Source organism: Arenibacter sp. F20364 (assembly GCF_023015905.1).
Taxonomy (GTDB): Bacteria; Bacteroidota; Bacteroidia; order Flavobacteriales; family Flavobacteriaceae; genus Arenibacter.
This window is the reverse complement of sequence record NZ_JALKBD010000002.1, coordinates 127257-140368: the sequence shown is the minus strand read 5'-3', so window position 1 is coordinate 140368 and position 13112 is coordinate 127257. Positions and strand designations below refer to the sequence as shown.

Sequence of the window (13112 nt, the reverse complement as noted above, 5' to 3'; positions counted from 1 at the left end):
TAACCCCGCACATATGTGCTAAGGGTTATTCATTTTAAATGTTAATTAATATTTGCAATTACTAATAGCCCGGATTCTGGATTATAGAAGGATCTTTGTCTATTTCTTCTTGCTTTATGGGCATAAAATACACGTGGTCCTGCCAAATTCTATTTTCAAAAACAATATTAGTTGGCCTATACTCATAATCAAATAATGCAGTGTCTTTTCTGTAATTCGTAACGGTGGTACCCGGCTTTTGGGTAGCCTGAATGTCCACTCGTTGTACCTGCTGGTTCAGTGATCTAGGGCCTTCCAACCATCTTTTCATATCAAAAAGCCTTGCATCTTCGTTGACCAATTCCTTGTCACGCTCCCTTTTATAAAGTTCATATAAATCAGCGCCAGACTCGGTGACCGCTGGCAGACCATTCCTATACCTGATTTTATTTAACCAAGTAATAGCTTCTCCCTCTTCTCCCAAATTGATATTCGCCTCCACGTAATTCAACAAAATTTCGGTATATCGAATATACGGCGACGGAATTTTTTGCTGGCTCCCTGGCCATGAAGCTGGTAAACGCGGGTCCATGAATTTTCTAAAATAATAACCTGTTCTTGAACCGTTCCAATCTTCGATAGGCCCCTGTCTGGTATCCACACCATTGATGGTAGTTCCATCTGATAGGGTATAATAACCAGTTTGAAGTTCATTGAAATTATCAAATTTGATTACATCTTCTGTTCGTTGTTTCCAAGGTGCACCATCAAAAAGAATGGTTGTGTACATACGGGCCTCACGATTATCATAGGGTGCTGCGGCATGTGTGGGATTGTCCCAATCGAACTCCGTACCATCTGCCATGGTATATTTAGCAACCAAGGCCTCTGTAGGAGTTGTTCCCGCCCATTCATGGTAGCCATTGGGTCCATGAAACTGCGCTAGCCTTGCAGGTCCGTTGTTACCGGTAGCGTTATAGGTACGCGAATCAAATCCAAAGTTATCGACTATTCGACCCCATATAAACTCTGGATTTTGATAACCTTGTAACCAAATATCCTCAGTATTTTGTTTGGCTTCTTCAAAAGATGCGGGTGAGGTTAAGTCCAATTTATAACCTGAAGTTGCATCAAGCAATTCTTTAGAGGCAACCTTGGCCGCTTCCCATCTTTGCAATTGGGATCCACTTGTCCATTGGATCAATTCTGGATTACTATATCCTGCTATCGTAGCTATACCTCCAGTTTTGGAAGGCTCATATAAATCGCTGGCCGCATGGGTCAGCACCCTGGATTTTAAAGCCAAAGCCGTAATCTTGTGTGCCCTTGCCTTTGATACAGGTACGTCTTCCAAAAGAATTATAGCGTTATCTAAATCCTCTATAATCTGGTTGACCGTTGCCTCAAAAGTGGCACGTGGGTTATTGGCCTCGCTATCCAAAGTTAAAGGTTCGGTCAAAAGTACTACGCCTCCAAATTGTCGCATCAGCTGGGTATAAAAATGGGCCCTCATAAAATAGGCCTCTCCCAATAATTGATCCACTAATTCTGGCGCCATGCCGGCCTCATTCTCTGTAAGTTTTTGAATAGCTTTATTGGCACTTCTAATAAAGGGATATAACTGTGGCCAACTCATCCATTGCATATCCATAAAGTTACCGGCAGGGTTCATTTTTCCTTCCGTGTAGCCATCTACGCCACGACCAGGATGGGTAAATACAGCTTGATCTGTAAAAGCATCCGTAGTCTCCTCACGAGTCATGGTTCCAGCCCATGTTCCCTGATACAAATCCAATACAGCTGCCTCGGCAAGCTTTTTATCAGACCACACATTTTCCTCTGAGGCCTGAGCGAGCGGTGTTGTCTCCAAAAAATCCTCACTGCAACCAGCAATGAAAAAGGTGAAAACAACCAGCGCTGTTAATTTTAATATATACTTTCTTCTCATCATAGTAATTTTAAAAAGTTATTTGAAATCCTACATTAATAGTCTTTAACATGGGATAGGACCCACCATTATTGGTCCGGCCACCACTAACCCCTTGCACACCATCATCATTGTCAGCGTCATTACCCGAAAGCTCTTCATTGCTTACCTGTAATACTTCTGGATCAAACGGGAAATCTGTGAATGTAACTAAGTTAGTACCTGATAACGAAATACGCAAATTATCTGCACCAATTGATTCAATTATTCCCTTGTCAAAAGTATAACCTAGCTCCAAGTTTTTTAAACGAAAATAATCTCGTGTTATAAGATAGGCATCCGTCTGTCCAGAGTACCATTGGTCACCCCTATCCGCCAAACGTGGACCGTAAGCATCAGGATTGTCTATAGACCAGGCACGATCCCTAACCTCCCGTTGTACATTGGCAAGGGTACCCGACATAAAACTCCATTCATACATACTATAACCACCAGCAGCACCATTCCAATACATACTAAAGTCTATGTTCTTATATTCTAAAGAAGTATTCCATCCAAATTGCGTATCCGCAAAAGCACTTCCGCCAACTCTAGTTCTATCCTCAGGGCCAATTTTACCATCTCCACTAACATCTACCACGCGCGCATCACCTGGTTTCAATAGGGAAGTTACTCCACTATAGTCCAAAGATTCGGAATCAATTTCCGCCTGGGACCTAAAAACCCCATCAAATTTATAAAGTAAAGGTCTTCCAATTTCTCCTCCTGTTTGTCTCTGCCAAGGTCTATCTGCCAAAAGAGGCTCATCAAAGAATACCAATTTATTATTGGAATCACTAAAATTAAAGGTAATGTTATAACTAAATCCATCTTGATTACCTCCATTTAGACCCAAGCTTATTTCATAACCAGTATTTTCAAATTCACCAATGTTTACCGCTGGTGCCGCAATACCGCTATATTCCGGCAATGTTCTTAGCGGGGTAGTTAAAATATCTTCTCTAGAATTTTTATACAAGTCGAAACCAATAGTAAGTTTATTGTTCAAGGTTCTTAAATCGAATCCAATATTTTGGGAGGTAGACGTTTCCCAAGTAATATTCGGATTGGCCACGTTGCTCTCATAAGCCGTTGTCACAACGGACTCCAAACCAGTTTGCGATAATTCATAGGCGTTAAGATACTGGAAGCGATCAACGTTATCATTACCCAATTGCCCCCATGAACCCCTCAATTTAAAGTAATCTATGAATGGCAAGGCATTTTTGAAAAAGGGTTCTTCGCTAAGGATATAACCTGCAGAGAGTCCAGGAAAAAATCCAAATCGATTTTCCTTTGGAAAAAGATATGATCCATCATAACGAAATAAGAACTCCAATAAATATTTATTTTTAAAGGTATAGTTCAAACGTCCAAAATAATTTAGCCTCGCAGTTTCATATCCATTCCCCTCACTACTTTGACCTTCAGTACCTCCTAGATCCAATTCGGCCAAATCACTAGATAAGAAAAAGCGCTTGAACGCACCAAAAAACTGCTGTTCCGACTGCTCACGTGTAATACCGCCCAACAATTTAAAATAGTGATTTCCAAATTCCTTTTCATAGGATCCGGTCATGGTAGTTGTGACATCTGTTTTGGTAGTATGTTGTTGTCTCAAACTTGGATCTACAGGACCCCGTTCAGCTTCGGTAAGCCCTGAAGAATTCCTATTGACACCATCCCATGTATAAAGTGTCCAAGGCCGATCCCATTGTTTAAATTCATAATTGGCCTTATCATAGGAAACGCTCCCTCTAAATTCAAGTCCTTCAGCACCTGGCACTTTATATGTTAGACCTATATTACTTTGTACAAAGTTATTACCACGGTCTATATAACCTGGTCCTTCGGTAACACGTACGGCCGGATTGTTCCCGTTTTCGATATCCGGCCCCAATTCCCCAGAAGGCCAGAAAGCAGGAAACCATGGATATTGTCTTACCAAGTCATCAAATATTCCGTTTGCCGACCTAGTAGCCTGACGATTATTTTCTTGTCTTGAATATAATCCAAGATCAACACTTAAGGACTTGCTAATTTTAGCATCCAAATTTAATCTCAAGTCAAATTGCTGATATCCCTTTGGAGCATTGTTAAAGTTTACATCTTGTCTCATATAACCCAATGAAGCCATATACCTAACGCTTTCGGTACCTCCTGAAACTTGCAGATTCTGCCTAGAAATTGGTGCTCCGGTCGTGGTTACTTCCTCCATCCAATCCGTATCAGGATACAACCATGGATCGGTACCAGCAGCAGTTTGCTGGATTCGATCGTTTGTAAAAGTAGGATTTACCACTTCCCCATTGTCTGTCCTAGTAAATGGAGCGCCCCTGCTAGCATGCGCTGCATTCCACTGACTTACAGGTAATTTGTACACATTAAGTACATTCACCAAATCCATATACTCGGCGCCTGTTAACATCTCTGGGGTAGTTGTAAAGCTCTGTAATCCATAGGTAGAGCTCAATTTAACTGTTGGAGCTCCGACCTTACCTCTTTTAGTCGTAACAAGGATTACCCCATTGGCTGCACGGGCCCCATAAATAGCTGCTGATGCATCCTTAAGTACAGAGATACTTTCAATGTCTGCCGGATTAATTCTCGAAATTCCACCCTCCCGATCCGGAATACCGTCTACAACGACCAAAGCAGATGAATTATTAAAAGTATTGGTCCCTCTAACTCTAATCCCAGGTGTATCGGCCCCAGGAATCGCCTGTCCTGTATCAATGTACAATCCAGATACTTTTCCAGCTAGAGCAGCTCCTAAGTTTGGAGAGGAAGACTTCTCAAGCGCTTCCCCATCTACTGTGGCTACAGATCCTGTTAAGGTTGCTTTTTTCTGCACCCCATAACCTACAACCACCACTTCTTCCAGCTGACTGGCATCTTCCTCCAAGGTAATATTAATGGTAGATTGCCCGTTCACAGGTATTTCCTGCGTTTTAAAACCAATGTAGCTAAATATCAATACCGCATTGTCAGCAACATCCGATAGGGTATAGTTACCGTCAAAATCCGTTTGGGTACCGTTGGTGGTCCCTTTGACCACAATACTGGCCCCGGGTAATGGTCCGTTGGCATCCGATACCACACCGGAAACTGTCTGTTGATCCCAAACTGAACTAATCACCTCGGTTTCAAAATTTGCAAATGCCCGTACACTACACAAGGCCATGGCAAACATCAAAACCAAAAGCTTCGTTTTGGGCTTTTTTCTTTGAATGATTTCTGTTTGAACAGAAAACCAGGTTTTTTTCTCCATAATGTTCATTATTTAGTTAGTTAGTTAAAAGCGCTTACCACTAGTTTTTTGATATGCTGTTTTGTCTTGTTTGGCAAATGGAATCCCCAATACAATTTTCAATTGACCCTATAAAACAAGGTATTAATTCATGAATGTGTGTGGGAATTTTATTATTTCAAACAGGTTTTTAAACCAAAAGTCATCCTATTTTTAACTTTTGCTTTTTTCAACATACAATAACCGTAAGAATAACGCTTACTTAGCAAATGTATAAAATTTATTAAACTTTTGTTAAGATAATACAATTTTATGTTAAAAAAAATTCTAACTTGTTAAATAAGTTCACAATAATACGAGGGACTGCCCTTTTACTATCAATTAAGATTACTATAATCTACCAAGTAGCAGTAGGCATACCATAAATCCCAATAATTCCCTATATTAGTAGGATAAACGCTCCCCTGTAGGATACCCCCAAGCCTATTTTAAAGAAATTATTAGCTAGAAAAACCAAAGAACTATGAAACTAGGTGCCTTTTCAATTAGCCTTAATGTTAAAAATCTTAACCATTCGAAGGCGTTTTATGAAAAACTCGGATTCTCCGTTTTCGCAGGGGATATAAGCATGAATTATCTGATCATGAAAAATGGAAATGCCTTGGTGGGGCTCTTTCAAGGCATGTTTCCCAAGAACATCATTACCTTTAATCCAGGATGGGATGAAAATGCCAACACCCTTACAACTTTTGATGATGTACGAAAAATTCAGGCCGACTTAAAAAGTAAAAATCTACCACTGGAGCAGGAGGCAGATGAAAAATCCACCGGCCCGGCAAGTATAATGCTGACCGACCCTGATGGAAATCAGATCTTAATAGACCAGCATGTCTAATATTGAAATCAGCCGATTCGTAAATCCTGAAATTTAACTCTGCCAGCCTTGGATGCACACTTTGAAGCCAACAAATTCTCCATTGTATGAAGCCACTGACAGTACTGCCAGTTTTGTTCCTAATAGCCCTACTTGTTCACTACTTAAAATCTAAAAAATTAAATTGGCAGCATTTACAAAATTAAAGCCATTGAAAAATAATTTTATCTGCATCTTATTATTTTTAATCACTTGCGGATGTGGCAAGGTAAAAATTGCCGTAAACGGTCAGAAAGATTACACCCCATACCTAACGGAACCTCAGTCCAAATATATTTTTGCAGAAAGCAAAGACTTTCCCAATAACACCCAGTTGGCCCTCGCCATGATAAAGGATGGGAAAGCACAATTTTATGGGATTAAACGTGAGAACGATACTATTATCTCCTTAGACAATCGAGAGAGTGTTTTTGAAATTGGCTCTATTTCCAAAGTATTTACAGCTACCCTATTGGCAGATTTGGTGGTGAAACAAAGGCTTAATTTAGATGATAATATCGACAATTATTTGAACTGGCCACTAAAGGACGATGTAAAAATAACGTTCAAACAGTTGTCCAACCATACCTCTGGGCTTCCAAGATTGCCCTCTAACCTGCTGCCAGATTCTGTTGACTTGCAGAACCCCTATAAAGATTATGACGAAAGAAAATTGAAACAGTATATGAGCGAAGATCTTGAACTGCATCAAAATCCAGGGGAAAAATTCGAATACTCAAACTTGGGCGTGGGCTTATTAGGCTTTATTTTGAGTGAAATAGACAGTACTTCCTATGAGGACCTACTCCAAGCCAAAATATGTACACAATACTATATGGACCATACCACTACCGATAGAAAAAAAATTGCGGATAAATTGGTTATTGGGCTTGGCCCTAATGGTAACGTAACTCCAAACTGGGATTTAAATGTTTTAGTGGGTGCTGGCGGGATCGTATCATCCGTTTCCGACTTGTCAAAATTTGCGCTAGCACAATTCAATAATTCCAATCAGGTATTGGCCTTGACCAGAAAATCGACCTTTACGACCCAAGAAAACAAATCGGGCATAGGTTTGGGATGGGCCATTAAAACCGATTTGGGTAAAAAAAGTTTCTCCCATAGTGGTGGAACCGGAGGCTATAGATCCTTTCTTATAATTGATATAGAAAACAAAAACGGGGTAATTATTCTCTCCAATATTTCAGCGGCACATAAAAACAGTATGAACATTGACAACCTTGGTACACGCTTAATAGAAAGTCTAAAAAACACGGAATAATAAACCAGCAGATTCGGAAACCCATATCGAATAGTATAAACAACAAAAATATCTATTTGCAACCCATAAGAGTTCCGTATATTTAGATACTTAAAAATAATGACCTATGAGCAACAAGCAATTGACCATCACCGCCAGTATTTTGGCAAAAACCGAAAAACGCGAATTTGTAAAGCAAGCCTTATTAAAACTTATTCCTCCTACCCTTAAGGAGGAAGGCTGCCTTAACTACGACCTACACCAGGACAATCAAAACCCAGATCGTTTTTTCTTTTATGAAAATTGGAGCAGTTATGATCATTGGCAGATACATAATAACAGCGCCCATATAGCGGCACACAGAAAGGCTACCGAGGGGGCCGTAGCAGAGGTAATTATAGGTCAATTAACTCCGGTCAGTTAATTATTTTGCAATTAAAAATGTAGTATCTTTCAAGGACCACGGTAAACACATTTACTGTAGTCCCTAAGTAACTTATAAACATGAAAAACTCCACTGCCGCATCCCTTTGTATCATCTTATTGACGCTTACCAGCGCATTCTCTCAGAAAAAGCCCGTAAAATTAGGCGTTGTAGGCCTTACCCATGGGCATGTTGGCTGGATTTTAAACAGGGAGGCAAAAGACGATATCATCATGGTAGGCATAGTGGAGACCAATCGAGATCTGGCACAGCGCTTATCAGCAAAGCACGGCTTTCCCATGGAAATGGTATTTAATACCATGGAGGAAATGATCGCTGCCGTAAAGCCAGAAGCTGTGGCAGGCTTCGGGAACATATACGACCACTTGTCTATTGTAGAAACCTGTGCCCCCAAAGGGATCCATGTAATGGTGGAAAAACCTTTGGCCGTTAGTTTGGAACACGCCAAAAAAATGGAGGCCTTGGCCAAAAAACACAATATTCATCTACTTACCAATTATGAAACTTCCTGGTATGCTACGAATATAAAGGCTTATGAGCTTCTCCAACAAGGCACTATAGGCGATCTTAGAAAGGTGATTGTCAGGGACGGACATAAAGGTCCCAAAAAAATAGGGGTGAGTTCAGAATTTTTAAATTTCCTAACCGATCCTAAGCTTAATGGGGGTGGAGCTATTATGGATTTTGGCTGCTACGGGGCAAATCTAATGACTTGGATACAACAAGGAAAAAGACCCAATTCCGTTACAGCGGTTACGCAGCAGTTACAACCAGAAAACAACCCCAAAGTGGACGATGATGCCACCATAATACTTACCTATAATAGTGCTATGGCTATTCTGGAACCTTCATGGAACTGGCCCATTGGACGAAAGGATATGGAGATCTATGGGGAAAAAGGGGCCATCTATGCCGATAACAGATATGACCTTCGGCTACGTATTGCGGAAGGGTACAGCGGTTACGACGAGGAAATTTTTAAACTTGGTGAAAGGGATGCCCCTTATGACGAACCCTTCGCCCTGTTCGCTTCCGTGATCAGAGGCGAAACTACCCTAGGCCCATACGATCCCTATTCGTTGGAAAATAATATGATTACCATGGAAATCTTGGATGCTGCCGTTGAAAGTTCACAAACACAGCGCAGCGTACAGCTAAATAAATAGTTGGCGACCAAAAGGCATTTAGGAAAACTAAAATCAAAAATTAATTGTATCTTAATGAATATTAGAACTGTATAATATTCTCTTCTCCCGCCATAGGTTACAACACTATAATCCCTCCATCATTTTGTTGAACTGAAAAGCATACAAAAATGAGGATTACAATGCTATGTCTTGCGATATTACTATGTTTTACTGGGCATGCCCAGGACAATCTTCCTATATTGGATATGCACTTGCATGCACTTCCCGCTGCTCTCAATGGACCTCCACCCACTGCCATTTGTGCTCCACCCCAAGAAATGCCCGTTCACGATCCCCTACGTTCCTGGGCCGATGGATTCACTGAATATCTAAAAAATCCCGACTGCGAAAATGCCGTATGGGGACCAATTACCGATAAGGAAGTTATGGACAAAACTCTGGAGATTCTAAATAAACATAATATTTACGGAATAACCAGCGGGTCCTTAATAGATGATTATATGGCCAATGGTGGAGAACGTATACTTCCGGCATTACATTTCAATTTTTTTATGCCCGATAAGACTCCAGAAAAAGTAAGGGAAACATTATCTATGGGAAAATACAAGGTATTTGGGGAAGTGGCCATCCAATATAATGGCGTTTCCCCCAGCGATCCTAAATTTGAACCCTATGCGCAAATTGCCGAAGAATTGGATATTCCCATCGGAATACACGTTGGCACCGGTCCTCCTGGTGCCGCTTATCTACCCGGTCTTGGAAACTATAGGGCCAAGCTTCACAGTCCCCTAGTTGTAGAGGAACTGCTAATGCGCCATCCAAAACTCAGGATCTATTTAATGCATGCGGGATATCCTATGATCGACGATCTTCTTGCCGTTCTGTGGACACATCCACAGGTGTATGTAGATGTAGGTGTAATTTGTTACGCCATACCCAGAAATGCCTTTCACGAATATCTAAGACGTATTTTTGAAGCAGGTTTTGGAAAACGGGTTATGTTTGGATCGGACCAAATGAATTGGCCCGAAACTATAGAGGTTGGTCTAGAAGCTATCAACACAGCTGATTTTCTGGATACCCAACAAAAAAGGGACATTCTTTATAACAATGCAGCTAGATTTCTCCGCCTTAGTGATGAGGAAATTGCCATACACCACGGAAAAAAAACGGATTAACCACCCAACACTGCCTAAGGTGAATTCGACATAAAAAATAATTACAAGACATTGATTTCGTGTAAATTAAAAAATTACTACTGTCCCCTCGAGGAGTCGAGAGGTTATTGTACTATAACGACTTTTTAATTGAGGTCTCTCCCGATAACCATCGGGATGTACCTGTCTAATTATATGCAAGCTAGACAGGACAAAATAATCATAAATAACTCATTAACCATTAAATACAAATTGAACTATCCTTGCCTAATGTATTTTTTGGGCGTTCCCTCCTTCGTCGGGCGGGCCCTTGGCTATATCCCTAGTGTTGCTGCGGGGATGCCGCCGCGGTCCCTAACGCATTGCAAAAGACCAAAAGGTATCACTTGTAAAATTCCAAGTTTATTGGAGGGAACACATGAAATAAAATTTCAAAATAAAACCAACATTTAATCGAAATCACAACACAATCCAAATCTAAAAAAAGTTGGGAATAACGAAATCTAAAGATCTACCCACTTAAAATCATTGGGCGCTGTTGCATCCAACAAATTAACATCCAAGGACTTGGCTGTGTTTTCCCCCATCGCAAATGTAGTTTCCAAATCCCCACTTTCATAAATAGTAAAACTTTTATTCCCCTTCATCCACATATTAACTTCGTAAGTATGGGAGCTGTTCTCCTTTAATTGTCTAAAAACCGACACATACTCTATCTTGGGTAATTTTTTCCACCTGCCCAGTCTAAGAGGTCCTACACCATATTCCTTCTTAAATCTATTTTTCCTTATATCGAATAAAATACTTTTTACGCTGGAAAACAAAATCCCCTGTACAGTACAGGCCGTAGCAATATAGAATACCCCAAAATTACCCTTATTGGAAATCCCATCTACCGGAAAAGGCTCATATCCAAAAAAGAACATTCCCAACATTATTACAGCCAATGTAAAGAAAGTCGCAGCTATCAAGGTCTGCCATAAGGGTCTAACCCCTTCCGAAATGATTATTTTTTTATCCTCCATTGGCCCTAAAACGACAAAAGCCATACTTATCGTATGGCTCTTGCTTATTCATTATGACGTAATTGCTGGTTAATCGGCCAATACAATTACTTTATTGTTCTTCATTTCCACGGTACCACTGGTAATTGCCAAAACCGTGTCGCCATTGGCCGCTTTGGAAAATTTATCCTCATAATCTTCTTCCAGGACAACGTTACCCTTTATTCTTACCTTTCCTTCCTGAAGAAGGGAAACAATAGGGGCGTGATTGTTCAACATTTGAAATTCACCATCAATTCCAGGTACTGTTACCGCAGTAACTTCTCCGGCAAACAAAGTAGCCTCTGGTGATACAATTTCTAGATACATATTCTTTTCAGTATTCAGTGTTCAGTATTCAGTGTTTCAGTCGCAATTTGCGGACTGTTAACTGATTACTGCCTACTCATTTACGCTTCAGCAAGCATTTTCTCACCTGCCTCTATAGCTTCCTCAATAGTTCCTTTAAGGTTAAAGGCAGATTCTGGAAGATGATCCAACTCTCCGTCCATAATCATGTTAAATCCTTTAATAGTTTCCTTAATATCTACCAAAACCCCCGGAATACCAGTAAATTGCTCTGCTACGTGGAATGGCTGGGAAAGAAAGCGTTGTACACGTCTAGCTCTACCTACGGCCAATTTATCCTCTTCTGATAATTCTTCCATCCCCAAGATGGCAATAATATCTTGAAGTTCCTTATAACGTTGCAATAACTCCTTTACCCTTTGGGCACAGGCATAATGATCTTTACCTAAAATTTCAGCGGTCAAAATCCTTGAAGTTGAATCCAAAGGATCCACAGCAGGATAAATACCCAACTCTGCAATTTTTCGAGACAATACGGTAGTAGCATCCAAGTGGGCAAAGGTTGTTGCCGGTGCTGGATCCGTTAAATCATCCGCAGGTACGTAAACCGCCTGTACTGAAGTAATTGAACCTCTTTTGGTTGATGTAATACGTTCCTGCATGGCGCCCATTTCTGTTGCCAAAGTTGGTTGGTAACCCACCGCTGATGGCATACGTCCCAAAAGGGCCGATACCTCGGAACCTGCTTGCGTAAAACGGAATATATTATCTACGAAGAATAGAACATCCTTTCCTTGGCCTTCACCTGCACCATCACGGAAATATTCTGCAATTGTCAAACCAGACAAGGCCACACGTGCACGTGCTCCAGGAGGTTCGTTCATTTGTCCAAAAACGAATGTCGCTTTGGAGTCCTTCATTACTTTTTTATCTACTTTGGATAAATCCCATCCGCCTTCTTCCATAGAATGCAAGAAATCATCCCCGTATTTTATAATACCGGACTCCAACATCTCGCGAAGCAAATCGTTCCCTTCACGGGTACGCTCCCCTACTCCTGCGAATACAGAAAGTCCACCGTGTCCTTTTGCAATGTTGTTGATCAATTCCTGGATAAGTACTGTTTTACCAACACCAGCACCACCGAATAAACCAATCTTACCACCTTTTGCATAAGGTTCGATCAAATCGATTACTTTGATTCCAGTAAACAAAACTTCCGTAGAAGTCGACAAATCCTCAAATTTAGGTGCATCCCTGTGAATAGGAAGACCATCTTTACCAGCTTTTGGCAAATCTCCAAGACCATCAATGGCATCTCCAATTACATTAAATAGACGACCATATACATCGTCACCTATTGGCATCTGGATGGCGTTTTCTGTAGCCTCAACGGCAACACCTCTACTTAACCCATCCGTTGAATCCATAGAAATAGTCCTAACCGTATTTTCACCTACGTGGGACTGTACTTCCAAAATCAATTTGGAACCATCCTTGTTGATGATTTCCAAAGAATCATAAATCTTGGGAAGGTCCGCTCCGGACTGAAATTCAACATCAACTACCGGGCCGATGATTTGGGAAACTTTACCTGTAACTTTAGACATTACTCGAGTATTTACGTTTTACTGATATCTT

10 protein-coding genes are annotated in these 13112 nt (G+C 40.8%); 5 read left to right on the top strand and 5 right to left on the bottom strand.

Going from position 1 to position 13112, the window contains the following annotated elements; translation table 11 throughout:
• Positions 1-61: 61 nt before the first annotated feature.
• Positions 62-1930: a RagB/SusD family nutrient uptake outer membrane protein gene (locus tag MWU84_RS02080; RefSeq protein WP_246897665.1), complete on the bottom strand. Its 1869-nt coding sequence runs from the start codon at positions 1928-1930 to the stop codon at positions 62-64.
• Between the two features lie 7 nt (positions 1931-1937).
• Complete coding sequence (locus MWU84_RS02075; RefSeq protein ID WP_246897662.1) at positions 1938-5216, bottom strand: TonB-dependent receptor; 3279 nt, start codon at positions 5214-5216, stop codon at positions 1938-1940.
• Between the two features lie 502 nt (positions 5217-5718).
• Here MWU84_RS02075 and MWU84_RS02070 point away from each other — a divergent pair.
• From MWU84_RS02070 to MWU84_RS02050, 5 genes are all read left to right on the top strand, one after another.
• Positions 5719-6090: a VOC family protein gene (locus MWU84_RS02070; protein ID WP_246897660.1), complete on the top strand. Its 372-nt coding sequence runs from the start codon at positions 5719-5721 to the stop codon at positions 6088-6090.
• A gap of 190 nt (positions 6091-6280) precedes the next feature.
• Positions 6281-7390, top strand: a complete 1110-nt coding sequence (locus MWU84_RS02065) for a serine hydrolase domain-containing protein (protein WP_246897658.1) — start codon at positions 6281-6283, stop codon at positions 7388-7390.
• Positions 7391-7496: 106 nt separating this feature from the next.
• A complete protein-coding gene (locus MWU84_RS02060) occupies positions 7497-7793 on the top strand; it encodes a putative quinol monooxygenase (RefSeq protein WP_246897656.1) in 297 nt (98 codons plus the stop codon).
• An 80-nt stretch (positions 7794-7873) separates the two neighbouring features.
• Positions 7874-8980: a Gfo/Idh/MocA family oxidoreductase gene (locus tag MWU84_RS02055; RefSeq protein WP_246897654.1), complete on the top strand. Its 1107-nt coding sequence runs from the start codon at positions 7874-7876 to the stop codon at positions 8978-8980.
• Positions 8981-9129: 149 nt separating this feature from the next.
• The gene (locus tag MWU84_RS02050) at positions 9130-10140 is read left to right on the top strand and encodes an amidohydrolase family protein (RefSeq protein ID WP_246897652.1); all 1011 of its coding nucleotides are present in this window, start codon (positions 9130-9132) and stop codon (positions 10138-10140) included.
• A 482-nt stretch (positions 10141-10622) separates the two neighbouring features.
• Here MWU84_RS02050 and MWU84_RS02045 read toward each other — a convergent pair whose 3' ends face one another.
• The 3 genes from MWU84_RS02045 to atpD all read right to left on the bottom strand — a co-directional run bounded on the left by MWU84_RS02045 (position 10623) and on the right by atpD (position 13081).
• A complete protein-coding gene (locus MWU84_RS02045; protein WP_246897649.1) occupies positions 10623-11168 on the bottom strand; it encodes a hypothetical protein in 546 nt (181 codons plus the stop codon).
• A gap of 45 nt (positions 11169-11213) precedes the next feature.
• On the bottom strand, positions 11214-11492 hold the full coding sequence (locus MWU84_RS02040; RefSeq protein WP_246897647.1) for a F0F1 ATP synthase subunit epsilon: 279 nt from the start codon (positions 11490-11492) through the stop codon (positions 11214-11216).
• Positions 11493-11572: 80 nt separating this feature from the next.
• On the bottom strand, positions 11573-13081 hold the full coding sequence (gene atpD, locus MWU84_RS02035) for a F0F1 ATP synthase subunit beta (RefSeq protein WP_246897644.1): 1509 nt from the start codon (positions 13079-13081) through the stop codon (positions 11573-11575).
• Positions 13082-13112 lie beyond the last annotated feature (31 nt).

What these genes read in the sequence shown, in the direction of transcription:
- MWU84_RS02040 (WP_246897647.1), bottom strand. Translation starts at nt 11,492, where the DNA reads ATGTATCTAGAAATTGTATCACCAGAGGCTACTTTGTTTGCCGGAGAA.
- MWU84_RS02045 (WP_246897649.1), bottom strand. Translation starts at nt 11,168, where the DNA reads ATGGCTTTTGTCGTTTTAGGGCCAATGGAGGATAAAAAAATAATCATT.
- MWU84_RS02070 (WP_246897660.1), top strand. Translation starts at nt 5,719, where the DNA reads ATGAAACTAGGTGCCTTTTCAATTAGCCTTAATGTTAAAAATCTTAAC.
- MWU84_RS02050 (WP_246897652.1), top strand. Translation starts at nt 9,130, where the DNA reads ATGAGGATTACAATGCTATGTCTTGCGATATTACTATGTTTTACTGGG.
- MWU84_RS02060 (WP_246897656.1), top strand. Translation starts at nt 7,497, where the DNA reads ATGAGCAACAAGCAATTGACCATCACCGCCAGTATTTTGGCAAAAACC.
- MWU84_RS02055 (WP_246897654.1), top strand. Translation starts at nt 7,874, where the DNA reads ATGAAAAACTCCACTGCCGCATCCCTTTGTATCATCTTATTGACGCTT.
- MWU84_RS02080 (WP_246897665.1), bottom strand. Translation starts at nt 1,930, where the DNA reads ATGATGAGAAGAAAGTATATATTAAAATTAACAGCGCTGGTTGTTTTC.
- MWU84_RS02075 (WP_246897662.1), bottom strand. Translation starts at nt 5,216, where the DNA reads ATGGAGAAAAAAACCTGGTTTTCTGTTCAAACAGAAATCATTCAAAGA.
- atpD (WP_246897644.1), bottom strand. Translation starts at nt 13,081, where the DNA reads ATGTCTAAAGTTACAGGTAAAGTTTCCCAAATCATCGGCCCGGTAGTT.